General features: G+C 47.2%; 23 protein-coding genes. 12 read left to right on the top strand and 11 right to left on the bottom strand.

What is annotated here, in order from left to right; translation table 11 throughout:
• Positions 1 to 11 precede the first annotated feature (11 nt).
• Both AC51G0_RS10465 and AC51G0_RS10460 read right to left on the bottom strand, forming a co-directional pair.
• Positions 12 to 1,847 carry an Hsp70 family protein gene (locus tag AC51G0_RS10465; RefSeq protein ID WP_496298304.1) on the bottom strand — a complete coding sequence of 612 codons (1,836 nt, stop codon included), beginning with the start codon at positions 1,845 to 1,847 and terminating at the stop codon, positions 12 to 14.
• Positions 1,847 to 2,473, bottom strand: coding sequence for a DUF2760 domain-containing protein (locus AC51G0_RS10460; protein ID WP_496301921.1), 627 nt, complete (start codon positions 2,471 to 2,473; stop codon positions 1,847 to 1,849). The genes AC51G0_RS10465 and AC51G0_RS10460 overlap by 1 nt, the downstream gene beginning before the upstream one ends.
• Positions 2,474 to 2,989: 516 nt before the next feature.
• Here AC51G0_RS10460 and AC51G0_RS10455 point away from each other — a divergent pair.
• Positions 2,990 to 3,343, top strand: a complete 354-nt coding sequence (locus tag AC51G0_RS10455) for a YajD family HNH nuclease (protein ID WP_496298302.1) — start codon at positions 2,990 to 2,992, stop codon at positions 3,341 to 3,343.
• Positions 3,344 to 3,519: 176 nt separating this feature from the next.
• Here the strand turns inward: AC51G0_RS10455 and AC51G0_RS10450 are convergent, their stop codons facing one another.
• The gene (locus tag AC51G0_RS10450) at positions 3,520 to 4,602 is read right to left on the bottom strand and encodes a site-2 protease family protein (RefSeq protein ID WP_496298301.1); all 1,083 of its coding nucleotides are present in this window, start codon (positions 4,600 to 4,602) and stop codon (positions 3,520 to 3,522) included.
• A 147-nt stretch (positions 4,603 to 4,749) separates the two neighbouring features.
• Positions 4,750 to 5,043, bottom strand: coding sequence for a winged helix-turn-helix domain-containing protein (locus AC51G0_RS10445; protein WP_496298299.1), 294 nt, complete (start codon positions 5,041 to 5,043; stop codon positions 4,750 to 4,752).
• 147 nt (positions 5,044 to 5,190) lie between these two features.
• Between AC51G0_RS10445 and AC51G0_RS10440 the strand changes: the two genes are divergently transcribed.
• The 8 genes from AC51G0_RS10440 to AC51G0_RS10405 all read left to right on the top strand — a co-directional run bounded on the left by AC51G0_RS10440 (position 5,191) and on the right by AC51G0_RS10405 (position 13,431).
• Positions 5,191 to 5,745 (top strand): hypothetical protein, encoded by a 555-nt coding sequence (locus AC51G0_RS10440; protein ID WP_496298298.1) that lies wholly within the window; start codon positions 5,191 to 5,193, stop codon positions 5,743 to 5,745.
• Between the two features lie 247 nt (positions 5,746 to 5,992).
• Complete coding sequence (locus tag AC51G0_RS10435) at positions 5,993 to 6,130, top strand: periplasmic nitrate reductase, NapE protein (RefSeq protein WP_496298296.1); 138 nt, start codon at positions 5,993 to 5,995, stop codon at positions 6,128 to 6,130.
• A gap of 63 nt (positions 6,131 to 6,193) precedes the next feature.
• Complete coding sequence (gene napA, locus AC51G0_RS10430; protein ID WP_496298295.1) at positions 6,194 to 8,686, top strand: nitrate reductase catalytic subunit NapA; 2,493 nt, start codon at positions 6,194 to 6,196, stop codon at positions 8,684 to 8,686.
• Positions 8,687 to 8,697: 11 nt separating this feature from the next.
• Positions 8,698 to 9,168, top strand: a complete 471-nt coding sequence (locus tag AC51G0_RS10425; protein WP_496298293.1) for a nitrate reductase cytochrome c-type subunit — start codon at positions 8,698 to 8,700, stop codon at positions 9,166 to 9,168.
• Between the two features lie 14 nt (positions 9,169 to 9,182).
• Positions 9,183 to 9,764: a NapC/NirT family cytochrome c gene (locus tag AC51G0_RS10420; RefSeq protein ID WP_496298292.1), complete on the top strand. Its 582-nt coding sequence runs from the start codon at positions 9,183 to 9,185 to the stop codon at positions 9,762 to 9,764.
• A gap of 331 nt (positions 9,765 to 10,095) precedes the next feature.
• On the top strand, positions 10,096 to 11,058 hold the full coding sequence (gene lpxL / locus AC51G0_RS10415; RefSeq protein ID WP_496298291.1) for an LpxL/LpxP family Kdo(2)-lipid IV(A) lauroyl/palmitoleoyl acyltransferase: 963 nt from the start codon (positions 10,096 to 10,098) through the stop codon (positions 11,056 to 11,058).
• A 473-nt stretch (positions 11,059 to 11,531) separates the two neighbouring features.
• Positions 11,532 to 12,458, top strand: coding sequence for an LpxL/LpxP family Kdo(2)-lipid IV(A) lauroyl/palmitoleoyl acyltransferase (gene lpxL / locus AC51G0_RS10410; protein WP_496298290.1), 927 nt, complete (start codon positions 11,532 to 11,534; stop codon positions 12,456 to 12,458).
• 262 nt (positions 12,459 to 12,720) lie between these two features.
• Positions 12,721 to 13,431, top strand: a complete 711-nt coding sequence (locus tag AC51G0_RS10405) for an HAD family hydrolase (protein WP_496298288.1) — start codon at positions 12,721 to 12,723, stop codon at positions 13,429 to 13,431.
• A gap of 121 nt (positions 13,432 to 13,552) precedes the next feature.
• Here AC51G0_RS10405 and dcuC read toward each other — a convergent pair whose 3' ends face one another.
• Positions 13,553 to 15,019, bottom strand: a complete 1,467-nt coding sequence (dcuC, locus tag AC51G0_RS10400; RefSeq protein ID WP_496298287.1) for a C4-dicarboxylate transporter DcuC — start codon at positions 15,017 to 15,019, stop codon at positions 13,553 to 13,555.
• 7 nt (positions 15,020 to 15,026) lie between these two features.
• On the bottom strand, positions 15,027 to 16,211 hold the full coding sequence (gene iadA / locus AC51G0_RS10395; RefSeq protein ID WP_496298286.1) for a beta-aspartyl-peptidase: 1,185 nt from the start codon (positions 16,209 to 16,211) through the stop codon (positions 15,027 to 15,029).
• A 164-nt stretch (positions 16,212 to 16,375) separates the two neighbouring features.
• On the opposite strand from iadA, the gene AC51G0_RS10390 reads away from it, so the two are divergent.
• A complete protein-coding gene (locus tag AC51G0_RS10390; protein WP_496298285.1) occupies positions 16,376 to 17,299 on the top strand; it encodes a LysR substrate-binding domain-containing protein in 924 nt (307 codons plus the stop codon).
• Positions 17,300 to 17,340: 41 nt separating this feature from the next.
• Here AC51G0_RS10390 and rbsK read toward each other — a convergent pair whose 3' ends face one another.
• The 5 genes from rbsK to rbsD form a co-directional block, all read right to left on the bottom strand.
• Positions 17,341 to 18,261: a ribokinase gene (rbsK, locus tag AC51G0_RS10385; protein WP_496298284.1), complete on the bottom strand. Its 921-nt coding sequence runs from the start codon at positions 18,259 to 18,261 to the stop codon at positions 17,341 to 17,343.
• Positions 18,262 to 18,477: 216 nt separating this feature from the next.
• The gene (rbsB, locus tag AC51G0_RS10380; RefSeq protein WP_496298282.1) at positions 18,478 to 19,356 is read right to left on the bottom strand and encodes a ribose ABC transporter substrate-binding protein RbsB; all 879 of its coding nucleotides are present in this window, start codon (positions 19,354 to 19,356) and stop codon (positions 18,478 to 18,480) included.
• Between the two features lie 34 nt (positions 19,357 to 19,390).
• A complete protein-coding gene (gene rbsC / locus AC51G0_RS10375) occupies positions 19,391 to 20,365 on the bottom strand; it encodes a ribose ABC transporter permease (RefSeq protein ID WP_496298280.1) in 975 nt (324 codons plus the stop codon).
• Positions 20,362 to 21,876 (bottom strand): ribose ABC transporter ATP-binding protein RbsA, encoded by a 1,515-nt coding sequence (gene rbsA / locus AC51G0_RS10370; protein ID WP_496298277.1) that lies wholly within the window; start codon positions 21,874 to 21,876, stop codon positions 20,362 to 20,364. Before rbsA ends, rbsC begins: the two co-directional genes overlap by 4 nt.
• Before the next feature lie 42 nt (positions 21,877 to 21,918).
• Positions 21,919 to 22,338: a D-ribose pyranase gene (gene rbsD, locus AC51G0_RS10365; RefSeq protein ID WP_496298275.1), complete on the bottom strand. Its 420-nt coding sequence runs from the start codon at positions 22,336 to 22,338 to the stop codon at positions 21,919 to 21,921.
• A 474-nt stretch (positions 22,339 to 22,812) separates the two neighbouring features.
• On the opposite strand from rbsD, the gene AC51G0_RS10360 reads away from it, so the two are divergent.
• Positions 22,813 to 23,022, top strand: a complete 210-nt coding sequence (locus AC51G0_RS10360; protein ID WP_496298273.1) for a hypothetical protein — start codon at positions 22,813 to 22,815, stop codon at positions 23,020 to 23,022.
• A gap of 412 nt (positions 23,023 to 23,434) precedes the next feature.
• Positions 23,435 to 25,015 (top strand): BCCT family transporter, encoded by a 1,581-nt coding sequence (locus AC51G0_RS10355; RefSeq protein WP_496298271.1) that lies wholly within the window; start codon positions 23,435 to 23,437, stop codon positions 25,013 to 25,015.
• The last annotated feature ends 31 nt before the right edge of the window (positions 25,016 to 25,046 follow it).

Genomic DNA, 25,046 nt, shown 5'->3' with positions numbered 1-25,046 from the left:
TAGGGTAGGGATTACTTTTCGCGAACGTCGAATTCGACTTGCCATTTCTGGCCGCCATCTGTTGGGATGGCTTCAAGGCAAAGTGTGCCTAGCTCGGTGACTCGGGAAGAAAGACGTACAGGAACGACCTCACCTGAAGTACGACCGTCGGAAACCGGTAGCGTAACCTGAATTGCAGGTAACTCTTCCAGTTCTTCCGGCTGCCACCAGTCAAGGTGGGTGCCTGCTGGGTCTTCGCGGCGAACCGTTGAGCCGAAGAATTTAAACTGTACTGGTTGGCCAATTACCAGGCCAAACTCGCGGCTTGGTACGTCAGCGTGAGTGCCTTCTTCCATACCAAATGGTGCCACACACAGCGCTTCCAGAGGTGGTTCCATTCCCGGGATGGCCGGCATTGAACTTTCGATACCCACGTAGTAGCTGCTTGCGATACCACCGCGGATACGTACACCTTTACCTTTACGTACAGAGCCGTAGTAAGAGGCGCCACTTGCAACAGCCAGATCAAGATCCAGGCCTTCAAGTAGTTTTGCTTCTTCGCTACCACCAGCGGTTAACCAGCTGTTGATAATCGATAGCAGGCGATCAGACAGAAGCTGAGACTTCAGGACACCGCCGTTGAACAGAATCGCCGTTGGGCGAATAAAGCCTTCATGGAGCTGGTCGTATTTTTCGAACAGCTCATCAACAGCAGAAGACTGGCGGCTTAGGAAGCCGGCAACGTGGCGAGATACCGCAGCGTCTTGTGCATATGGCAGACCCATTTGAGTCAGGGCGCCGCGCTGCATTTCAACCGGATGCTCTTCGATGTTGTTGCGCGGGAAGAAGCCTTCAACCAGCGTTTGCTGAACTTCTTCTTGTGTCAGTTCGGTTTGCAGTGTGCCACCAAGAAGCTTGGAGCCACGGCTTGGTACCACAATAGGCACAGCCTGGAGTTCTTCATCACTTAGCAGGGCTTCTTTGGCATCACGACAAGCGTGAGTAATGGCTTGGATCTGCCAAGGCTGAAGCTGTTTGCCTTCCTGGGCGAGCTTCATCTTCAGGCGATAAGCCAGCGCCAAGTCCATGTTGTCACCACCAAGTAGGATGTGATCACCCACCGCAACGCGGTTCAGTGTCAGGTTTCCTTCTTCCTCGGTTACTGCAACCAATGAAAGGTCAGTCGTACCACCACCGATATCAACCACCAGGATCACGTCACCGACAGAGACTTGATCACGCCAGGTATCATCGTTGTTCTTTAACCAGCTATAAACAGCCGCCTGTGGCTCTTCAAGTAGCGTCATGTGCTTGAAGCCCACGCTACGTGCTGCTTCTGCAGTCAGATCACGTGCTGCTGGGTCAAATGAAGCCGGTACAGTAATGGTAACATCCTGATCAAACAGCGGTGTTTCCGGGTGCTGGTTGTTCCATGCTTCCGCAAGGTGCTCAAGATAGTTACGGGTTGCATCAACCGGAGATACTTTGGCCACTTCTTCCGGGCTGTTAAGCGGCAGGAAGGCATCACGGCGGTTAACACCACCGTGGCATAACCAGCTTTTCGCACTGGCGATCAAGCGGATTGGTGTTTTGCTACCAAGCGTACGAGCCATTGCACCAACGATGGCATTCGGCTGCGCATTCCATGGCAGGGCGGTATCGCCCTCGGCAAGCTCAGACTCGTGAGCCTGATACATGAAAGATGGCAGCTGGTCTTTATCTTCAACATTACCCGGTGTGGTAAGTTGGGCGATCGGCATGACGTTGACTTGTGCTTCTTCATCTTGCAGATCGACATAAGACAGTACGCAGTGAGTGGTACCTAAGTCGATACCAACGCTAAAACGATGTTCTTGTGTTTCTTGCATTACAGTTCTACCTCAGCGGCGGCAACAATGTTTGCGTCGTGACCTTCTGCCAGTTTAGGCAGTTTTACGTCGGTCACTTTCCAGCCGCGATGGATAAGGGTTCCAGTGAAAGGCGCTTCGCCAACGACATTACCCGTTAGGCGCACTTCAGAGGCATTGAAGCCTTGTGGCAGGGTAATGCGCGTTTCTTCGTCTTCAGAACGAACAGGGGCAAAGCTGAAGTATTCGTTTAGGACTTTCTGGCCGCCTTCGTGAATAACACGCGCAGCAGCACCGATTTCAGCATCAGCGAAGCCTCTTAGGTCCTCTTGCATGAAATCAATAAAACGGGCTTCCTGCTGAAGCAGAGACAGTAGCTGAAGTGCAGCATCAGGGGTCGCTGTTTTCAGTTTTGGTTCAACTTCAACAATTTTCTCGACGATCTTTTCAACTTCTACGATCTTCTCGACAGGTTTTTCAACCTCAACGATTTTCTCTACTTCGACTTCTTTCTCGACAACCTTTTCGACTTCAACTGATTTGCCTTTTTTTGCAATGTATAAAACCAGTAGCACTAATACCAGACCGCCTAACCAAGCGTGCCCCATATCAATTGTTGTCGGCATTGCCGATAAATCCACAGTCATTTTAGAAAAATCAAAAGCCATATCCGTCTTCTCTTTACAGTGAAAAATCGATTCACTATGAACAATTTGGGCTGAATACTATCATACTCATCCTGCATTACATCTAGGCCAGACATATTTTTGCTTCAAATCATGCAAGAATCGATGCCTTAGATTAATTTGCAACCAATCAAAGGCTTGACATAACTCTGTCATTTTAGACTAGCCAGAATGTTATTCTACTGCGCCCATAAAACAATTCCTGAAATCTTTGATTGCTTCCTTTCATTTTTAGTCTATTTTTCACGACTTTGTCAGTATTCCGTCATTCTATTGGGGAAATTGATGGGGCTTGGCACTCAAAAGGTGTCATTTTGCGTATTTATGCGCAGATGAAGAGGACAGTTCTGGGACAGTTTCCTGGGTATGGCAGAGCAAAATGATAACAATGTGTGATTTGTCCGGTTATTGCGGTGTTTTTTGGGTAGACTTGCGGTAGATTTAGGTAATTGCTTTAACAAACCATCAGGTTGAACTATGTCATCAGATTATTACGGCACGAGTGCCGCGTATGCTCGTCAAGAACAAGGTTACCGTGAGAAAGCGCTGAAGCTTTACCCATGGGTATGTGGCCGTTGTTCGAGAGAGTTTGTCTATTCCAACCTTCGTGAACTGACGGTTCACCATGTCGATCATGACCATACCAATAACCCGGCAGATGGAAGTAACTGGGAGTTGCTATGCCTATTCTGTCATGATCATGAGCATGAGAAATACACCGAGCATGATCAGCAAACTGGTAGTGTGATCAAAGCGGGTGAAGATGATCATGAAGCCGCGACATTTAATCCATTCGCTGATTTGAAGGCGATGATGGAGAAAAAGAAGTAGCGGAAGAGCGGGTACTAGATCCTGGTTCCTTGTTTCTAGAAAGAGCGAGTTACTAGTATCGAGAAATACGTTCAGATGAATTAATAAAAACGAGGCTCAAGGGCCTCGTTTTTGTTTTTATCTTTTTCCAGGAACCAGAAACTAGTTTCTAGGTTCCTATCTCTATGAACCTAACTCTATGAACCTAAAACCTGCAACGGCAGCCCCAGCATTGCATCTCCAGTCCCTGCGAAATACCAGATAATCCCTACCAGTGCACTGACCAGCCCGACATACCACACGAATGATACGATTTGGCCGTAACGGTCAAGCGGTAATAGGTGGCTGTTATGGCGATATTTCCATTCCAGCAAGATCTCGATTGATCCCATGATCAGTAAGAAGCCAAACAGTGCCAGCCCCAGTGAATAGCTCAACATCACGCCACCGACAGCGGCCAATGCGCATAGGGTGATCCCAATTTTGCTGTTCATCGAGAAACTGATGCTCTTGAGAATATGGCCACCATCAAGTGGTAGGATCGGGAGCAGGTTGAACAGGTTGAGCAGGGCGTTGAATACGGCGAGCCCGGCAAAGAACATTTCACCGGTGACCCAATAAGCAAGGGTGCAGAGCAGCGACATGATCAGACCAAAAAATGGACCCATGATGGAAATCACCACATCCTGCCAGCGGGTGTTAATCTTCTCGTCACTCAGAGCAAGCCCACCCAGAAACGGTACCAGATAGATCCCCTTGGTTTTCATTCCAAAGTATTTCATTGCTCTGATATGGCCATATTCGTGAAACACTAAGCAAGCCACCAGAGCTAAGGCAAATTGAACCGAAAACAGCCAGGAATAGGCCGCTAAGCTGGCTACGGCTAATACCCCTTTAATGACTTTGGCACTTTTGAGCAGTTTCATTCCCAGTGAGGCCAAACCAATCAGGCTGAATTTGCGCTCGGGCTTCGGGGCAACTGCCGGAGTTTGCTGTTCAATATCTTTGGTGTTTCTTGAGCCATCTGCAATGAGCTGCTCATTAGCACTCAGGCGGTATTCAATCAAAAATGGCTGCCAGCTCAGTGATACATCAACTCGGCAATTTATGATTTCTTCGCCATTGCTTAGTTCAAACTCATGGACATGCTGATCGTTGTGATCGGCATTGGCACTGATCTGCGACACCAGGGTGTTATTCCAAAATAGCTGCTGCCAGCCAGCCATCGACCCTTCCAATCGCAAAGGTTGGCCAAGAAAGTCAATTGATAATAGTTCCAAGGAGAATTCCGTTAGTGCAGGGGTAACAATGAAAAGGCGATTATGCTTTCGATTAAAGCAATCGTAAAGGGACATTGCATTTCGTGAAGCGTAAATGTTATTTCCCGCTTCGCGCTTCCCTTACGCTTCACGCCTCTTTCATCGCTCTTACGGGTAATCGAGAACTGACTTTATTTCCGTTAGGTTATCGGTAATCCACTGTTTGTTTATGGGCCCCCAATCACTGATTTGATAGTGGCCACTGCGGTTTCGTTCACCTTTGGTTTGGACAAATGTGCAGGTGATATCTAAATCCGTAAGGCTTTTAATAGTGTCTTGTGCCGTTCGTCTTGGCATGCCGGTATATTCAAGAATGCCGGGTACTGTCGAAATACCGCTATCGATGAGGTGGGCAATATAGAGACGGCGATAAAAGCTGCTTTTCGTTTTACTGATAGGCATAAAGGTGGGTTCTAATCCTTTGTAATACTCCCTGAAGCTTTGAGGGTAACACTAATCCAGCAAAAAGATATAAAACATGCGGACTTACGCTTGTTTTCACCCTCCATATGTAGATACTTACTCAAATAGTTATTACTAGGTATGAGTATGAATGCGTTAAGAAAGGCATACAAGCCGAGAATTCCAATGCCTAGCCATCAATGCTCATTGGAGGATAGAGCAAACATTCCAAATGATTGTGGGGTGTATGCTATATCAAAGGGGTTTGAATGCTTGTTGGTAGGTAGCTCTACCAATGTGGGGAAAGCGCTTCAGTCAATTCACAAGATTGGTGATGTCCAGGTCACTCTTGGGTGTACGGCACAGTTATGGCGCTGTAGAGAAGATGAGCTACAGGCAAAGATGTTTTACTTCATCTATGCGCTAGATCCTCTATACAACTTACACCTGCCTGATAATTTTGTAGATACGATGCTCGACTACATAAGGCCAGATTCAAAGCTAGTTATCGATGATATCGAGAGATTTGCTCAACACTTCTCACAGAACAGGGCTTATCGGGCAAGACCAGAAGCCATTGATGGTCGAAAGGCTGAGATAACTAGAATGGCATATTTAGCGGCATTCAGTGAGCTAACGGGTGAAGAGCTGGACATTGTTCAGGACGCATTGAATCAAGTGAGGATGGAGAAAGGAGTTTGAGAAACCAAGGTTACTTATTTTCACTGTAGCAAGGTGCTTACTAGTATCTGTAAACCGTTCATTTTATGTCGACTAAAGCTTGCCGTCGCTTACTCAAAGACAACTACAATTCCTCAAGGCAGAATTTTACTACTGCTATAATCGTGTTTTCCGCAGAAATGGCGTCAAATTTCAAGTCTTATTGAGTTATCAAATTCTCAGAAGCTGACTAGAGTTAACATTAACTCAATAGTCTTGGAGTAGGCGGATGGGTGACGAGAACCAACGTCAAGATGAGCTCAAAGCTTTCCTGTTTATTACTGTAATTATGTTTCCGATCCTTGCTGTAGCCGTCGTTGGTGGCTATGGCTTTTTGGTGTGGTTTTTACAGGTGCTTACAGGCTAGAAATCAGATACCACCGGTCGCATGAAGAAATGACCGTATAGTGAAGTAGGTAGAGAGGTCGTAATGAAATGTTCACGACGTAAGTTTATTAAGGCGCAGGCAGCGGCTTCTGCGGCGGCTGCGATTGGCATGACGATTCCGGTGAAGGCCAGTAACGTTGTGACTGATGCATCTCAAACACAGTTGAAATGGCAAAAGGCGCCATGCCGTTTCTGTGGGACGGGGTGTTCGGTTAATGTTGGGGTTAAAGACGACAAGGTTGTCGCGACCCATGGTGATATCAAATCACCGGTTAACCGTGGTCTGAACTGCGTAAAAGGTTATTTCCTCTCTAAGATCATGTACGGTGATGACCGCTTAACTCAGCCTATGCTGCGAATGAAAGGCGGCAAGTATGACAAGAATGGTGAATTTACCCCTGTGACTTGGGAGCAGGCCTTCGACATCATGGCAGAGAAGTGGAAGGCGACGTTGAAAGCGAAAGGGCCGGAAGCAATCGGTATGTTCGGCTCGGGCCAATGGACGGTCTATGAAGGTTATGCCGCGTCGAAATTGATGAAAGGGGGATTTCGGTCTAACAATATCGAACCGAATGCCCGCCACTGTATGGCATCTGCGGTTGTTGGCTTTATCAGAACCTTCGGTATTGATGAGCCGATGGGATGCTATGACGATATTGAGGCTGCTGATGCGTTTGTGCTTTGGGGCTCTAACATGGCAGAGATGCACCCTATTTTATGGACTCGGGTGACTGACCGTCGCTTGTCGAAACCACATGTCAAAGTCTCGGTATTATCAACCTTTGAGCACCGTAGTTTTGAATTGGCAGATATTCCTATCGTATTTACCCCCCAGTCTGATCTCGCCATACTTAACTTTATTGCCAATTACATCATTACTAATAACAAGGTAAACCAAGACTTTGTTGGCAAACATGTCAATTTCCGCCGTGGTGCAACGGATATTGGTTACGGCCTGCGGCCTGAACATCCGTTGCAGAAACAAGCCAAGAACCCGGATAGCGGCGCATCAGACCCGATGACATTCGAGGAATTCAAAGAGTTTGTGTCGGAGTATACGGTTGAAAAGGCCAGTGAACTGTCCGGGGTTAAACCTGAGCGGTTAATCGAGCTGGCTGAGCTTTACGCCGATCCGGAAACCAAGGTGGTATCATTCTGGACTATGGGCTTTAACCAGCATACTCGCGGTGTGTGGTGTAATAACTTGGTTTATAACATTCACTTGCTGACCGGTAAAATTTCTACTCCCGGTAATAGCCCATTCTCACTGACAGGCCAGCCTTCTGCCTGTGGTACTGCGCGTGAGGTTGGGACTTTTGCCCACCGCTTGCCAGCAGATTTAGTGGTTGCAAACCCTGAGCACCGCAAAACGGCTGAGAAAATTTGGAAGTTGCCGGATGGTACCATTCCGGGCAAAGTCGGCGCGCATGCCGTATTGCAAAGTCGTTTGTTACGTGACAGTAAGATCAATGTCTATTGGATTCAGGTAAACAACAATCTTCAGGCTGGAGCAAATATTAACGAAGAAACCCTACCGGGCTATCGCAACCCGGATAATTTCATTGTTGTTTCCGACTCATACCCAACAGTGACGGCGCAAGCGGCAGATTTAATATTACCTGCTGCAATGTGGGTTGAGAAAGAGGGGGCCTATGGTAACGCAGAGCGTCGCACTCAACTTTGGTATCAGATGGTCAAAGCGCCCGGTGAATCTAAATCTGATTTATGGCAGCTGATGGAATTTTCTAAGCGTTTCAAAACCGAGGAAGTGTGGCCGAAAGAACTGCTGGATGCGAACCCAAGTTACAAGGGAAAAACTTTGTTTGATGTGCTGTTTGTCAATGGCAATGTCAATAAATTCCCGCTATCGGATCTGCCAGAAGGGCAGATTAACGATGAAGCTACCGAGTACGGTTTTTACGTACAGAAAGGCTTGTTTGAAGAATACGCCGAGTTCGGTCGAGGGCATGGCCATGATTTAGCCCCGTTTGAAATGTATCACCAAACCCGAGGACTACGTTGGCCAGTCGTCGACGGCAAAGAGACCTTGTGGCGATACCGTGAAGGTTCTGATCCATATGTGAAGGAAGGGACGGGGTTTGAATTTTATGGGAAGCCTGATGGTAAAGCTATTATCTTTGCTCTGCCATACGAGCCACCGGCGGAAAGCCCGGACAAAGAATATGATATGTGGCTTGTGACTGGCCGGGTATTGGAACATTGGCATTCAGGCTCTATGACACAACGCGTTCCCGAGTTGTTTAAGTCCTACCCGAATGCGCAGGTATTTATGCACCCTGAGGATGCGATAGCACGCGGATTTAGGCGTGGTGATGCCGTCAGAGTAATATCACGACGGGGCGAGATTGTAACTCGGGTTGAAACACGAGGACGAAACAAGCCGCCGATTGGTTTGGTGTTTGTTCCTTGGTTTGATGCCAGTCAGCTAATCAACAAAGTCACTTTGGATGCAACCGATCCACTGTCTAAGCAGACTGATTTCAAAAAATGTGCAATTAAAATAATGAAAGCATAGGAGTTACTGTGATGAAGGGCTTAATTTCGGTACTTCTATTGTTGTCAGCAACATTATCCCTTTCGGCTGCGGTGGTGATCGCCGCAACCGCTGTTGTTGATGATGAGTTGGCAACCTTGCGACTGTCTCCATTGAATACCCAGCCAGAGCCACCGGTAATGAGCAAGACGCTAAATACAGATATTATTCCTCAGCGTAGTTACCCCATGCAGCCACCACTCATTCCACACAAGATAGATAACTATCAAGTGGATCTGAATGTGAATAAATGTATGTCCTGCCATGCGAGAAGCCGGGTAGAGGAAACACAAGCCAGAATGATCAGTGTTACCCACTATATGGATCGTGACGGTAATTTTTTGGCTGAGTTGTCGCCACGGCGTTATTTCTGTCAGCAGTGCCATGTGGTACAAACTGATGCGAAGCAACTGGTCGGTACTGATTTCACAGACCTTGACACATTAATTGATCAAGAGCAGTGAGGGGGGTAGCCAGTATGTGGAACTGGATTAAGAAATGGTGGCAGCTGGTTAGTTCTCCACCAAAGCACTTCAGTCTGGGGTTTCTAACCTTAGGAGGATTCATTGCTGGGATCATCTTTTGGGGGGCGTTTAACACAGGCATGGAGTTTACCAATAGCGAACCATTTTGTGTGAGCTGTCACAGAGAGAATGTTTATCAGGAAATTCAGGACACTATACACTTTACCAATCGAACGGGCGTCAGGGCCATTTGCTCTGATTGCCATGTTCCGCACGATTGGACAGATAAAATGGCGCGTAAGATGCAAGCATCAAAAGAAGTGTATGCCTGGATCACTGGGGCGATTTCGACCTTGGATAAATTTAATGCCAGACGACGGCATATGGCTGATCGGGAGTGGGCAAGGATGAAGAAAAACGACTCGCTGGAATGCCGGAATTGCCATGAGTTTGTGTATATGGATTTTACCCGCCAGTCACAACGTGCATCTAACCAGCATTCTACGGCTTTGGCAGATGGCTCTAAGACGTGCATTGATTGCCATAAGGGTATTGCTCATAAATTACCAGATATGCATGGGGTTGAGGGTTTTTAAGCGGTCTTTGGCCATTAAACCTTAAATGAACAGGGTACAATAAAATAACCGAGTTAAAAGGAGACTTTTTACTCGGTTTTTTGTATCAATTGGGACGTTTTGCTACCTGGTTTAAGTTCAATGATTGAAATTAAAAATGCTTTGTTTTTAAGCGGATGCAGATTGTCTTTTAAATAAAATCAAATACCTCGCAAAAAAATGTTACTAAGTGAGTATAAACTCTACTTTTATCATGAAATACATACTAAAATGACACGCTTTATTTAGTATGGGTGTTCATTGTAATTGCAGTGGATACATCACGATTTACCTGCATTGCGAATATGACTCTATGAGCAAATCTGTAGCTCCGTCCTTCTCTATTCAGTTTTTACATCCTCGATATTGGCCAACATTGGTGTTGGTTGCGGTTATGTACCTCCTTAGTTGGCTCCCCTATTTTATTCAGTTCCGTCTTGGCCAGGGGATTGGCCGACTGGCACTTCGTTTGATGAAAAAGCGTCGCCACACGATCCAACGTAACTTGGAACTGTGCTTCCCAGAAATGACAGTGGAGGAGAAAGACAAAATTATTAAACAAAATATCGATAACTCAGGCCTGGCGTTGTTTGAGACCGGTATGGCTTGGTTCTGGCCAGACGTACGAGTGAAACACCATGTTAGTTTTGAGGGCATGGAACACATTGAAAAATTAGAACAAGAAGGGAAAGGAGCCCTTTTTGTTGCGGTGCATTCTCTTAACTTGGAGCTTGGCGCAAGAGCATTCGGCGTTAGAAAATCAGGGATGGGCGTATACCGCCCGAATAACAACCCTTGTTTTGATTATTTCCAGTATAAGGGCCGAGCGCGTTCTAACCGGACGTTGATCGATCGCAAGGATGTGAAAGGTATGCTTCGTGCTTTACGAACCGGTGGACGGGTCTGGTATGCACCGGATCATGATTATGGCCGCCGTCGTTCGACGTTTGCACCGTTGTTTGCGGTTAACAAAGCATGCACAACAACCGGTACAAGTTTGTTAGTTGATGCGTCTAACTGTGAGGTTGTTCCTTTTACTATGGTGCGCCATACAAACTCCGGCCAGTACACCGTTAAAATTCAAGCGCCATTAGAAGGGTTTCCTCGCAATGACCCAGATGCTGCGGCGGCGTTTATTAATAAAGTGGTAGAGCGTTCAATTATGGAAGCACCGGAGCAATATATGTGGTTGCACCGACGCTTCAAAACTCGCCCAGAAGGTGAAAACTCATTGTATGAAGATACGCCACTAGCCATGGATAGTCAGACTGCATAAAGCCTGATTGAGAACATTGTGTCAATTCAGTCGCGGCCTGTTTCTTGCCTTCAATATTACCCAAGTAACTTCATTCCGAATCCTGTAGCTTGAAGTCACTTGGGTATCATCTAACGATACTCCGTCCCCATTACCCCACCAAACGTTCGGTTTGGTATTGAATTTCTATCATCATGCCTTCGTATTTCAATATGCGCCAGGTACATCAAATCCCAGTATGCCTTTTTGGTATTCAGTATGTTGTATATTCTTGATGCGTGTAACTGATTAATTAACATTGCATTTATAACGATATTGATATTGTTTGAGTAGCTTAACCTAAGCTGTATATAGGTAAGACCACATGCCCTTACTCTTGCATAGGTGAGTACCTGGGAATAGAATTCAGTGTTCAATATAAAGATAATACGCTTAGGGTATTATAGTGATGCCCATAAGTGACAAGAATAAAACAATGGGAATAGTTCTCTGTTATGAGTAAATTCACAGCGCCAACGTTTAAAAGAGCGTTTCTCCACCCTCGTTATTGGCTAACGTTGATCTTGATTGGTGTGATGTATTTGATCAGCTGGCTGCCTTATTTTATCCAGTTTCGTTTAGGGCAGGGGCTGGGCCGCCTGGTTATGCGTGTGATTAAAAAACGCCGCAAGACAATTGCACGTAACCTTGAGCTTTGCTTTCCCTATATGCCTGAAGATGAGCGTGAAGCATTAATACAAAAGAACATTGATAATACGGGATTAGCAATGTTTGAAACCGGCATGGCTTGGTTCTGGCCTGATTTGCGTGTTGAGCGTCATGTTCAATATGAAGGTATGGAGCATATTTACAAGCTTCAAGAGCAAGGTAAAGGCATATTGCTGGTTGCGGTTCATTCCCTGAATCTTGAATTAGGTGCTCGCGCCTTTGGACTGAAGGCTCCTGGTGTTGGCGTATACCGTCCTAATAAGAATCCATGCTTTGATTATTTCCAATTTGCAGGCCGTGTGCGTTCGAACAAGTACATGATCGATCGTAAAGATGTCAAAGGGATGTTGCGTGCACTACGTCAAGGCGAGTGTGTATGGTATGCACCGGATCATGATTATGGTCGTCGCCGTTCGACTTTCGCTCCTTTGTTTGCTGTTGAAAAGGCTTGTACAACGACTGGAACCAGTATGCTGGTGGATGCATCTGGTTGTGCGATTGTACCATTTGCAATGGTCCGTAATACAGATTCTGGTCGCTATACGTTGAAGATGTTTCCACCGCTGGATGCATTTCCTCACAAGGATCCTGATGCTGCTGCCGCTTATATGAACAAAGCGGTTGAGCGTTCGATTATGGAAGCGCCGGATCAGTATATGTGGTTGCACCGACGCTTTAAGACCCGTCCAGAGGGTGAAGAGTCGTTGTATTAATAATGGAAGCGTAGGGGAGGCGAGAAGCGTAAGGGCTTTTCTCCTGCCCTATACTTCTTACGCCGATATGAAAAACAGATTGCAATAGCTCCCCCCACGGTCAGAAAATCTTCCCGCATCAAACAGATGGGTTAATCATCGTCATATTTTTAATTTAACTATCAACGCATTGTTTCCCTGTATGTACAAGTTTGGTGTGATTCAACTTAAATAATCCTATATATTTTAGATGCTACCAACATATACAAGTATGAGAGGAACAATGAAGTTAGATGCTATCCTGTGGGACTATGATGGAACCATTGTTAATTCAGTTCCAAAGAACATAGATATTACAAAGAGTATTTTATCCATTGTCGCACCTCACTTAACAGGAGATAACCTTCCTCAGTATCTACAAAGTGAGGTTGCGTATCATGAAGCAAATCATGCTGCTGAAAACTGGCAAGATCTCTATATCAATTACTATGGCATGACAGAGCCTGAAATGTTGGCAGCAGGTTCACTATGGGCAGAACATCAGTTGAGCAATACCACTCCCGTCAAACTGTTTACTGGGGTGGATGATACGGTACGCAATTTATCCTCTTTGCCTCATGGTATCTGCTCTCAAAACGCATCAAAAAACATATTAAATGTTTTATCTGAGGCTCAGGTTGATCCCTATTTCAAAGCAGTAGTCGGTTATGACGATGTATCGCGCAATGGCCAGAAACCCTCCCCTGAGGGTGGTTTAATTTGCCTGAAGCAATTGTTTGATAACCATGAAAATAAGGCAATTATGTATATTGGTGATCATGAAGCTGATGTGCAGTTTGCCCGAAACCTGGAAATTGCATTAGGGCCAAAATCCACAGTAATTTCTGTAGCAGCTGCTTACAGTGGTGCTACGCCTGAAAATTGGGTCGCTCAACCTGACTTTATCATTCAGTCCCCATGTGAACTGACTACCATCTGCGAACAATATCTATAGCCAAATACTGGTAAGTTGCAATAAGAGGCTGATGGTAGTAAGCCAATCGTGTTGATTGGCTTACTGATTTACCTAATGGGCGGATAGATTCCGTTTATCTTATTTTGCTCCTTTAATCTTGTTATGCCTCGCTGGCAATTTGCTGGCTTGATCTTTTTTTAATTATTAGTGTGATTATGACCAGCAGCGCGATAATACCTGCCAGGAATGGTAGTAACTGGATTATCTGACCGCTGCGGGTAAAGGTAATTGCTAGCATGATGAGCCAGCCGCTCAGCATTGGAATGAGGGTACGGCGGACGATATCAAAAGGCGACAGACCAGAAATACCGGATACGGCGATGATCACTCCAGCAATCGGTGAAATAGTGCGGCCAAAGCCTGCTGACAATTGAATAGGGAGGATCATATCGGCGACATTGGTGCCGATTTTTTCAGCAATTTGCGGCACCATGGGGGCAAAGGAGAAGAACGCTGCATTGCCTGAACCCATCAGGGCTGAAATGGAAAAGGTTAAGGTTGCCATAAAGAGCACTATAACGCTGGCGGAGAAGCCTGCACTGCTGGCCATGTTCAGCAGCTCGTCGATGGCCCCAATGGATTTCAGTCCCATAGCGAAGGTTTGACCAGCGATGATCAGGGTGACTACTGTAGCAAAAACCTTGCCCATATCATTGAAGATCCCCTGTAGCTTTTCGAATACCGGCTTGGCTTGCTTTAGGCGGATGTATTCACAGGCTAGGCCGATAAAAATGCTCAGTAGAATCGCAGTGGCCATGCCCACTTTTATTGTACCTATCCCCATTTTGCTGAATGTCAGCATAAAAAAGAGCGGCAGCATAGGCAGCAGCAGGTAGTAAAGTGGCGCATCCGCTTCGGTATCCTGCTCCTTGTCCTGTAATTGGGCTGATTGTTCTGCTTGATCCAGCTTGCTGTCAAAATACCGTTGTACCAGAGCGTGAATAGCGGCAACCGCAACAATCAGGATACTGATCACCGGTAACTGTTCGTTAATAAAGAACTCGGTAATGTCTACCCCGGCAGTTTGCGCGGCAAGAATAGAGTTACCAGATCCCGGCCCGAACTCAATGGCACATGTGCTGGCGAGTACAGCGGCAACGGCGGCTTTACTGCAGCCGAGACGGATCAATACAGGATAGAGTGTGGCCATCAGCAGCAGACCTAACCCTGTCGCACTGGAAATGAACAGTGACAGTGACTGCCCTAAGATGAAGGCCATGGCAAGCATCAGATACGGCGAGTTAAGTTTCATTAACGGCTTGGCTGCGACCTTGACCATGACCTGGCTGGCACCGATGGCAGACATGAACATGGCAAAACCACCGATCAGCATGATCTTAAGGCCAAGCCCACCGGCTCGGTTACTGAAGGTATTCCGAATGTACTCGAAAATATCAAAGCCGATCCAGCCAGTTGATTTATCGACAAACACGGCGTTGTTGGTAAAAATGGCGATGGTCATCATGGCAATACCGGTAAGAAACAGTACGGCCTGGGGATTATAGTTTTTTAGTATCAGTCGACCGGCAAATACCAGTCCGATCAAAGCAATAAGTAAACTCATCATTAGTCCTTTATTCGAAGTTACCGGTTACCAGAAGTTCGTTGTCCAGCAGTAAGGTTTTACCTTTGGCAATCACGCCATATAGGCTGAAGTCATCGTTGAAGATACAGATATCGGCATCTCGGCCTGGTTGAATGCGGCCTTTGCTGATTCCGAGCGAGTCGGCAACGTTGGCTGTCATTAAGGCAATAGCCTGCTGCGGAGCGATTCCCTGATCGATCAGTTTTGGCAGCAATAACAGGTTACTGTCGACGCTGGCAGCGGTTAGGCCTGTAAGCTCTCCTTGTGAGTTAAATTGTGGCAAGCTGCCATTGCCGTCGGAACTGACGGTGATCAGGTTGGCTGCGACACCTGATTCGAGCGCCAGTTTGACGGCCTGTTCAGGCTGGGTAAATCGGCTGCCGCCCGAGGTGATGTCGATACAGCCACCACGCAGGGCAAATCCTATTGCCTCATCAAATAGGCTTTCGGTACGGGCTACATGGGTAGGGGAGAAGTGATGGATTGGTAGCCCCATATCGAGCAGCTCGTTGATCTGGGCAAACGGCTGAGAAAGGCCGCCCATGTGGACATGCAGTAAGCCACGCTTTCCTGACAGCAGACTGGCAATTCGAATATCAGAGGCAATCCGCGCCAGTTCCTGGGTAGTAGGGAAGGAGCAGCGGTGATCTGCCAGGGCGACTTTTACCCCGAGTACAGCAGGAATGAAAGCGAGATCATCACGGATCGAACCTGTGATCGTTTTGGTCGGGACTTCATAAGATCCGGTATGCATAAAGGCGTTGATACCTTCCTCGGACAGTGCCGCCGCTTTGGCGTACAGATCCCGTGGTGAACGGGAGATCCCGTCTGTACCTAGCACGCCGACCGCGGTAGTGGTTCCGGCTTGGATTAACTTCGTTAGTGTAACCTGAGGTGTCCGGCTGGCAAAGCCAGCTTCACCACCGCCGCCAGTAAGATGGAGATGTTGGTCTATCAGTCCCGGGGTGACGGTCTTTCCCCGACAATCGATGGTTGTTACTTCACTCAATCCGCTGATATTCAGCTCAGGCTCTATCGCCAGGACTTTGCCTTGGCTGAGCAAAATATCGGCCTTGCCAATATGCTCCGGGCTATAGAGGTTGGTATTTTTAAGTAGGGTAAACATGATTTCCTCTTGGTATTGTTTTGGATAATCGTTGCTTGTAGCACGCATTGAAACACATCGTAATACGGTGAAAAAAAGCACTATTAAATAAGGCTTCCAATCAACGGAATGAGCATAACCCTACTTTTGTTATAAGTATTTTGTTTTCCATTGCTGATTTTGAATGATAGTATTCGCTCAGATCATAGGTGTTGGTGTTTGAAGGTATTTATATGGAATTCAAGTGGTTAGATGACTTTATGAGTCTAATGGAGTTAGGTAACTTCTCTGCAGCAGCGAAAGCCAGACATGTCACCCAGTCGGCGTTTAGCCGTCGGATCCAGGCTCTGGAGCTGTGGGTTGGAGTACCGTTATTCGATCGCACCTCTTACCCAATAACGTTAACCGAACATGGCAAGAAGTTTGTTCCCTACGTGGAAAACTTGCTCGAAATGATCAAAGTGACCAAGGAGGATTTTTCTCTGGCATCACTTAAAACAGACAACGCGGTTCGCATTGTCTGCTTGCATTCCTTCGCGGTGAACTTGATGCCGCGCTTGTTTCGCCAAGCCGGGCCGTTATTGGAAGGGCTCAATCTGGCGCTCAACCCGTCGGTACAGGGGATCGACAACCACTTTCAGGCGCTGCTGGATAACTCCAATGACATTTTATTTGCCTATAACACCAAGGGAATGCGTCCTTCGTTTCTGCTCGAAGACAAAGTAGAGCGGCGTTTGGTATTTAAGGAAAAAATCATTCCGGTGATCTCTCCCGAGCTGTTGGAAAAACATCCGGAAGGAACAAAATACCCTTATCTGGCGTACTCCGAGCATACCTTTTTGTTTAATGTTGTCGCGCCATTAACGGAGCAAATGCAGCTTCCGCTTGAGCAGGTATTTGAAACTACCCTGAGTGAATCGTTAATTAAAATGGCTGTCAGTGGTATGGGGGTCGCATGGGCGCCTTTGCATGCCATTGAGAATGAACTGGAGCAAGGCACGCTTGTCCAGGCTTTTGCTGATCAGCCCGAGCTTGCTATCCCGCTGGATATTGTCTGCTATCGTTCAAAAGGATCAACTCGCCCTGCCGTCGAGCAGTTCTGGGAAGGGATTGGTCAGGTTGTTGAGCAAGAAGGCTTAATTCACAGTACCACTTAAAATGATTTCCAAACCTACTACGTCAATTATTCCGTTTAGTATTAGCTATGCTCAACAAGAAAACGTTCCACTTCTTGTAATTGCGGTATAGATGTTTGAGCACCTGTACGTGTCACTGAAATTGCGGCGGCGGCATGGGCGAAGCGAATGGCTTCATCCAGCTTGCAGCCTTCCTGAAGGGCCGTTAATACTGCGCCATTGAAGGTGTCACCAGCAGCCGTGGTATCAATCGCTTCAACCTTAAAGCCACAAACCTGCTTGCCTGTGCCGTCTTCGCTGACCCAGACGCCCTGACTTCCCAAAGTGATCATTACAGAAGCAATCCCTTTGGCATGTAATACATTGGCAGCTTTTTGAGCGGATGCCATATCGGTGACGGCAACGCCTGTCAGCAACTCGGCTTCAGTCTCATTTGGTGTAATTATATCAATAAGTTGCAATAAGTTGTCACTTAAAGCCTGCGCCGGGGCGGGATTAAGTACAACTTTGGTGCCTGCTTGTTTAGCCACGCGGGCAGCGGCTTCAATCGTGTCAATTGGTGTTTCTAACTGCATTAACAATGTTTTGGCCGAGGCGATTAAATGATGATGAGGTTTAATTCGTTCCGGGGTCAGGCGGGCATTCGCTTCAGCTGAGATACAAATGCTGTTTTCACCGGTGGCGGCTACCTGGATCATGGCAATGCCGGTCGGGGTGTTGCTTTCACTCATAACCGCTTCGGCGTTTATGCCTTCTTCAACAAATTGCTGGCGTATTTTATGACCGAAGTCATCATCGCCGACACAGGCGATAAAGGCGACATCAGCCCCCAGACGTGCTGCTGCAACAGCCTGGTTGGCGCCTTTGCCACCGGGGATCACGGCATAAGAGTGGCCGTGCAGGGTTTCTCCTGGACGAGGAAAAGATTCAACTTGCAGAACATGATCAGCGTTTACGCTACCAAGAACAACCAATTTACTCATAGGGAGACCTTTTTCATTCGGGATATTCGGAACAAGGTTGTTTAGAACCTAGAACCTAGAACCCTAACTCCAGGAACCAGGAACCAGGAACCAGGAACCAGGAACCAGAAACCAGAAACCAGGAACCAGGAACCAGGATCTAGGAACCAGGATCTAGGAACCAGGAACCAGGAACCAGGATCTAGGAACCAGGTTCCTGCTCCTCGCAGTTTATTCTTACTTCTTAATGAGTTTCAGCTGCACTGGAATGTAAGCGTCGACTGTTTTGCCGTTAAGCACTTTAGCCGCAGTTTCAACGGCAAGTGAACCAATCAGTTCCGGCTGTTGGGCCACGGTTGCACTTAGCAGGCCGCGGTTGACGGCCGCGATACCGTCGTCAGTACCGTCGAAGCCGACGATGAGCACATCTTTACCTGAAGCCTGTACGGCGCGTATTGCACCCAGTGCCATTTCATCATTTTGGGCAAATACTGCCTGAACATCCGGGTTGGCAGCCAGCATGTTTTCCATGACGTTCAGACCCTTAGTCCGGTCGAAGTCAGCCGGTTGGCTGGCCAGCAGGTCGAGGCTGTTTGCTTCAACTGCCTGCTTAAAGCCTTCTCCGCGCTCACGAGCGGCAGATGTACCGGCAATACCTTCTAGCTGAATGACTTTTGCCTTATCGCCGACTTTGTCTGCGATAAAGTCACCGGCCATTTTACCGCCAGCTACGTTATCAGAAGCGATATGGCTCACCACTTCGCCACGGCTTGCACCGCGGTCAAGGGTCAGCACCGGGATTTTAGCGCTGTTCGCCATACGGATAGCATTAGATACCGCGTCAGAATCTGTCGGGTTGATAAGAATGACTTTAACGCCGCGCACTGTTAGATCTTCAACGTTTGAAAGTTCCTTACTTGGGTCATTTTGTGAATCAAGCACAATCAGGTTGTAGCCCAGCTCTTTTGCTTTTTTCTCCGCCCCTTCTTTCATGGTGACAAAGAACGGATTGTTCAGGGTTGAAACCACCATAGCCATTGTGTCCTGTGCAGCAGCGCTTGCGCTGAAGAAAGCTGAAAGGAGTGCGGCAGAGAGAAGTGTTGCGAACTTATTCATTGGTGTATTCCTTCAAGTAGGGTAAAGGGAACAGTTATTTGTTTTTGGTATCAACCAGCACCGCAAGCAGAATTACCACTGCCTTAGCGATCATCTGGAAGTAGGATGATACATCTAACAGGTTTAGTGCGTTGTTGAGGAAGCCGATGATCAGTGCTCCAATCAGGGTGCCCATGACCCGACCTTTACCGCCTGCAAGGCTGGTGCCACCAAGAACCACGGCGGCAATTGCATCGAGCTCGTAGCCCATACCTGCAGTAGGTTGAGCCGAGGACAAACGGGAAGTCACAATGATGCCGGCAAGGGCTGACAGCAGGCCGCAAATCGCATAGACGCCAATCTTAATACTATCCACGTTGATGCCTGACAAGCGAGTTGCCGCCTCGTTGCCGCCAAGTGCGTAAACGTAACGGCCGAAACGGGTGTGGTTAAGCAGGTACCAGGCGGCGGCAAAGACGATAACCATTAGCCAGATTGGCACTGGTACGCCCAGCAGATAACCGGTACCAAACCAGGCAAAGCTGTCAGAAACATCGGTAAAGCCGGTAGAAATAGGGCGGCCATCGGTGTAAACCATGGTTACGCCACGCAGCAGTGTCATAGTAACGAGGGTGGCAATAAAGGCCTGTACCTTACCTTTGGCAATGATGATGCCGCTGATGGCCCCCAGGGCTGTACCTGCTAGCAGCGCGCCAGGTACGGCGATGGTGACAGGTATTTCCATGGCGATCATGGAGGCAGCAAGGGCACCGCATAAGGCAAGTACCGAACCGACACTAAGGTCAATCCCCGCCGTCAGGATCACCAGGGTCATGCCGACCGCAATAATGGCGTTAACGGACGTCTGGCGCATGATGTTGAGGATGTTGTCGACGGTAAAAAAATTCGGGTTCAGGAATGACACAACAATAATCAGCAGAGCCAGGGCGATTAACGATTTCTCTTCAATCAGCCAGGCCTTGCTAAATACTTTAGGACGGTGGGATTTAGTTGTAGTTTCGTTGCTCATGGTGCGACCTCAGAAATTTTTTTGCCAACGGCGCAGGCCATTAGTTTTTCTTGAGTGGCATCTTCTGCCATGAATTCGCCACTGATATGACCCTCATGCATGACTAAAATTCGGTCACTCATTCCCAGCACTTCCGGCATTTCCGATGAAACCAGAATGATGCTCATTCCTTCAGCCTTAAACTGGTTAATCAGCTCGTAGATTTCTTTTTTTGCACCGACGTCGACACCTCGGGTCGGTTCATCAAGGATCAAGACCTTGGGTTTGGTCATTAAGCCCTTGGCGATGGCGACTTTTTGCTGGTTGCCACCGGACAGGTTGCCGATAATTTGCTCGCGAGTCGGCGTTTTGATGTTAAACAGGCGAATGAAGTCCTCAACGGCGGTGACTTCGTCATTGTGGCTGAGCTGAACACCGTACTTGGTAAAGTGGTTGAGGGCGCACAGGGTCATGTTCTCTTTCACCGACAAGCCCAGCACCAGGCCGTCACCTTTGCGGTCTTCTGATATGTAGGCAATGCCGTGGGCCAGGGCATCTTGCGGTGACACGGCATTAACGGTCTTGCCATTGAGGGTCACGTTGCCGGATGTGCGCGGCAGGGCACCGTAAATGACTTTCATCAGCTCGGTACGCCCTGCGCCCATCAGGCCGGAGATACCTAAGATCTCACCCCGGGTCAGGCTAAAGCTGACATCGTGAATACCCGAGCCAGTCAGATTTTTCACATCCAGGCAGGTATCACCATGCTGGATATCGATCCGTGGATATTGTTCATCAAGGCGGCGGCCGACCATCATTTCGATCAGTGTGTCCTCATCGAGCTCTGCAACAGGGCGTTCGCCGATAAACTTGCCGTCACGCAATACGGTTACGTCATCACAGATCTCAAAAATCTCTTTGAGGCGGTGGGAGATATACACAATACCGCAACCTTCATCGCGCAACTCGTTGATCACTTTAAACAACGACTCGGTTTCGGTGTCGGTCAGCGCATCTGTCGGTTCATCCATAATGATGACTTTGGATTTGAAAGAGAGTGCCTTGGCTATTTCGACCATTTGTTGCTCGCCGATACTCAGCTCACCGACCAGCATTCTCGATTCGTGACTGACTTGAAGCCGTATCAGCAGGGCATCGGCATCGCGGTACATCTCACCCCATTTGATGCCACCAAAAACATTGGTTTTTTCGCGGCCAAGGAAGATATTTTCAGCAATCGTCAGCTCAGGGACCAGGTATAATTCCTGGTGGATAATACTGATCCCGGCTTCCTGAGAGTGCCTTGGACCGTCAAAGCTTACAGGCTGGCCCTCGTAGTGGATGTAGCCTGCATCTTTATCATAGATACCCGTTAACACCTTCATCAGGGTAGACTTACCGGCACCGTTTTCTCCGACCAGTGCCATGACACGACCCGGATAAACTTTCAGGCAAGCATTGTCCAGTGCCTTGACACCTGGGAAGGCTTTATCAATACCGCTAAGTTGTAATATAGGATGGGGGTGGCTCATGTCAGCTCCTATCAACGTATTATTGGTTAAACATGTGCCTGGTTAAAAAACAACGCCAGCCTGGAAAATGACATTCGCGTACGGAGTGCATTCACCGGTACGGATGATGGCCTTACTGTTTTCGGTGTGAGCCTTGAACGCTTCATGGCTGATGTGGCTAACAGAAATCTTGCGGCCTGTTTTCGCTTCTTCTTCGTGAATGACCTCAATCAGTGACTGGTGTAAGTCAGGACTGACCTGCTCGAACTCTTCGGCTAAAACAATCCCTTCGATTTGCATTTCTGCCAATAGGGCTTTTACTGTGTCGAGGAAGGTCGGGATCCCGGGAACCAGTGCCAGATCAAGACGTTGGTCAGGGTCGGGAATGGGCAAACCGGCATCGCAAACGGTGATTTCATCAGTGTGCCCCATGGTAGCAACAAGGTAAGACAGTTCTGCGTTGATAAGCGTACTCTTCTTCATGGTTTCAACCTTAACCATTGGGCATCGCGAAGATGGATTTTCCTAAGCTTAGCAAACAATCCGAATTGGCTATCTTTGGGGCGAGGAACGACTGCACAAATGCTTCGGCAATAAATTTGGTTCTGTTAAAAACTATCTGCAGCAATATGACCTCATTAATTATTGTGTGTTAACAGGACTGAAATCAGGCCAAATTATATCAATCCAAAATTGCGTGCCAGTATGCTCAAGGCTAATCCAGATCATTGAATTACATACTTTTGCTTCAAAAATCGATAAATTGTTTCAAATTATTACAGAGGGGAATGTATTATGTGCGCAAATGAATGGTGGTGCATAATCGTCACATAATACAGAATTAATATCTTTTGTTATCAGGGGGTTAAGAAAATTAAACTTACAATTAAAAATAAGCTAACCGCTGCAATATGCGTACCAATGCTTATCATGAGTGGTTTTTTCATTGTAAGTCTTATGAACACGGAAACATCTGTGGTCGAGGCGGAAAGAAACAATGTTCACCATAAAGTTACAAGCTTATTGAATGATAATCTAAACGGGCAGGTCGATACTATTACCCGTTCTATATCGTATTATTATGAAAATTCGAAACAGGAAAATATCAAGGAAGAGTTGGCTGAAGAGTTAAGAGAACTGATGCAGCAATTTAAAGTAAGAGAATAGCTGGGCTGAATTTGGGCAAATTATAGCAATCTAATAGCATGCCTTGAGAAGGGAATTGCCAGACACAAGAAATTTAAATCCCAAGCGTTTCAAAATAGAAAGCCCTTGCAAAAATGCCAGGGCTTTTTCATGTTTGTTGTCAGCCTGATCCGTCGCCAGTATCTCAGGCCTAACTAACCCTATAACCCTATTTGAAACGTTTAGAGCACGTAACATGTGGTTGCGTGAAACTGCCGTCAGCACAGTATGAAAATGCTACAGAACTCGCAAAATTTGAATAATGATACCGTTGCTGTTAACATTCTGCCTGACTTTTTATTTAGTGGTCTAATTATCTTTATTCCTTTGGGCCATTTCGCTTTTACTTTTTGGTGAAAAAAAGCATTAAGGATTGAACGTTTGAGTATCATTTATGGATAGCATTTTAAAAAAATACAGCATTGAGACAACTGATTATCAGGTTGGTCAGGACAACATTCAAAAGTGGGGTTTTGATATTCATAACCCTGTATTCGGCATTAGCGCAGGTCTTATCTTTTTATTCCTTTCGGCACTGCTCGTCGTCGAACCTAGCACTGCCAAAGAGGCACTGAATAGCCTAAAGAACGGTATCATTGAAGATTTTGACGTCTTCTTCATGTGGGCAACCAACTTTTTCCTTTTTTTCACTCTGGCCTTGATGCTGTCACCCTTTGGTAAAATCCGTATTGGTGGCAAAGAGGCTGAGCCAGAGCACTCTACGGTTTCATGGATGGCAATGTTGTTTGCTGCCGGCATGGGGATCGGCCTTCTGTTCTGGGGAGTGGCCGAACCTACGGCTTACTTTACTGACTGGTGGGGCACGCCGTATAACGTAGAACCGTACACAGCAGAAGCAAAATCACTCGCCATGGGAGCGACCATCTTCCACTGGGGGATCCATGGTTGGTCTATCTATGCGATTGTTGCGCTCGCGTTGGCATTTTTTGCCTATAACAAGGGTCTGCCGCTCTCAATTCGTTCAGTGTTCTACCCGGTTTTTGGTGATCGTGCATGGGGCTGGCTTGGTCATGTGATTGATATTATGGCTGTACTGGCCACCTTGTTTGGTTTGGCAACCTCCCTTGGTTTGGGGGCGCAGCAGGCGACTAGCGGTATTAACCATGTGTTCGGTACTGATGGCGGCATTGGTATGCAGCTTGTTGTTATTGTCTTCGTGACTTTGATTGCCATTGTTTCGGTGGTGCGCGGTATCAACGGCGGTGTGAAGTTACTGAGTAACATCAATATGCTGTTTGCCTTCGCCTTGTTGCTGTTTGTAACTTATGTCAGCTTTGATATTGCGAAGCTTTCACTGCCTGAAACATTCATGGCTTATGCGGAAAATATCATTGGTCTGAGCAACCCTCATGGCCGTGAAGATACGACATGGATGCACGGTTGGACGGTATTCTACTGGGCGTGGTGGATTTCATGGTCACCATTTGTTGGTATGTTTATTGCCCGTGTATCTAAAGGTCGTACCGTACGCGAATTCCTGTTCTCCGTTGTGTTTATTCCGACTCTTATGACCATCATTTGGATGTCTATATTCGGTGGAATTGCGCTCGATCAGGTGATCAATAAGGTTGGAGTGCTAGGCGCAGAAGGCTTAACGGATATTTCGCTCACCCTGTTTCATGTCTACGATGCGCTGCCATTTGGCTCTGCTATTTCCATTATTTCGATTGTGTTGATACTGATCTTCTTTGTTACCTCGTCGGATTCGGGCTCACTGGTTATCGACAGTATTACTGCTGGTGGTAAAGTCGAAGCTCCGGTTCCGCAACGGATCTTCTGGGCATCAGTCGAGGGTGCCATCGCGGCAGTCATGCTGTGGATTGGTGGTAAAGAAGCGCTTCAGGCATTGCAGTCTGGCGTTGTGGCGACGGCCCTGCCATTTACCTTTGTTCTACTGTTGATGTGCGTCAGCCTGATCAAGGGATTAAGAACAGAGCGTTCTTTATACCGATAATGATTAACCGTAAATCCTCTCGTTATGTTAG

The organism is Photobacterium sp. HL06, assembly GCF_059552575.1.
This window is presented reverse-complemented; position numbering and strand designations above follow the sequence as displayed.

Bases quoted from the DNA above. Each gene is read 5' to 3' on its own strand.
- rbsA (WP_496298277.1), bottom strand. From the start codon at position 21,876: ATGAGCCACCCCCATCCTATATTACAACTTAGCGGTATTGATAAAGCC.
- AC51G0_RS10460 (WP_496301921.1), bottom strand. From the start codon at position 2,473: ATGACTGTGGATTTATCGGCAATGCCGACAACAATTGATATGGGGCAC.
- AC51G0_RS10390 (WP_496298285.1), top strand. From the start codon at position 16,376: ATGGAATTCAAGTGGTTAGATGACTTTATGAGTCTAATGGAGTTAGGT.
- lpxL (WP_496298290.1), top strand. From the start codon at position 11,532: ATGAGTAAATTCACAGCGCCAACGTTTAAAAGAGCGTTTCTCCACCCT.
- AC51G0_RS10445 (WP_496298299.1), bottom strand. From the start codon at position 5,043: ATGCCTATCAGTAAAACGAAAAGCAGCTTTTATCGCCGTCTCTATATT.
- AC51G0_RS10360 (WP_496298273.1), top strand. From the start codon at position 22,813: ATGAACACGGAAACATCTGTGGTCGAGGCGGAAAGAAACAATGTTCAC.
- AC51G0_RS10455 (WP_496298302.1), top strand. From the start codon at position 2,990: ATGTCATCAGATTATTACGGCACGAGTGCCGCGTATGCTCGTCAAGAA.
- iadA (WP_496298286.1), bottom strand. From the start codon at position 16,211: ATGCGTGCTACAAGCAACGATTATCCAAAACAATACCAAGAGGAAATC.
- AC51G0_RS10435 (WP_496298296.1), top strand. From the start codon at position 5,993: ATGGGTGACGAGAACCAACGTCAAGATGAGCTCAAAGCTTTCCTGTTT.
- AC51G0_RS10405 (WP_496298288.1), top strand. From the start codon at position 12,721: ATGAAGTTAGATGCTATCCTGTGGGACTATGATGGAACCATTGTTAAT.
- napA (WP_496298295.1), top strand. From the start codon at position 6,194: ATGAAATGTTCACGACGTAAGTTTATTAAGGCGCAGGCAGCGGCTTCT.
- AC51G0_RS10355 (WP_496298271.1), top strand. From the start codon at position 23,435: ATGGATAGCATTTTAAAAAAATACAGCATTGAGACAACTGATTATCAG.
- AC51G0_RS10425 (WP_496298293.1), top strand. From the start codon at position 8,698: ATGAAGGGCTTAATTTCGGTACTTCTATTGTTGTCAGCAACATTATCC.
- lpxL (WP_496298291.1), top strand. From the start codon at position 10,096: ATGAGCAAATCTGTAGCTCCGTCCTTCTCTATTCAGTTTTTACATCCT.
- rbsD (WP_496298275.1), bottom strand. From the start codon at position 22,338: ATGAAGAAGAGTACGCTTATCAACGCAGAACTGTCTTACCTTGTTGCT.
- dcuC (WP_496298287.1), bottom strand. From the start codon at position 15,019: ATGATGAGTTTACTTATTGCTTTGATCGGACTGGTATTTGCCGGTCGA.
- rbsK (WP_496298284.1), bottom strand. From the start codon at position 18,261: ATGAGTAAATTGGTTGTTCTTGGTAGCGTAAACGCTGATCATGTTCTG.
- rbsC (WP_496298280.1), bottom strand. From the start codon at position 20,365: ATGAGCAACGAAACTACAACTAAATCCCACCGTCCTAAAGTATTTAGC.
- AC51G0_RS10420 (WP_496298292.1), top strand. From the start codon at position 9,183: ATGTGGAACTGGATTAAGAAATGGTGGCAGCTGGTTAGTTCTCCACCA.
- rbsB (WP_496298282.1), bottom strand. From the start codon at position 19,356: ATGAATAAGTTCGCAACACTTCTCTCTGCCGCACTCCTTTCAGCTTTC.
- AC51G0_RS10465 (WP_496298304.1), bottom strand. From the start codon at position 1,847: ATGCAAGAAACACAAGAACATCGTTTTAGCGTTGGTATCGACTTAGGT.
- AC51G0_RS10440 (WP_496298298.1), top strand. From the start codon at position 5,191: ATGAATGCGTTAAGAAAGGCATACAAGCCGAGAATTCCAATGCCTAGC.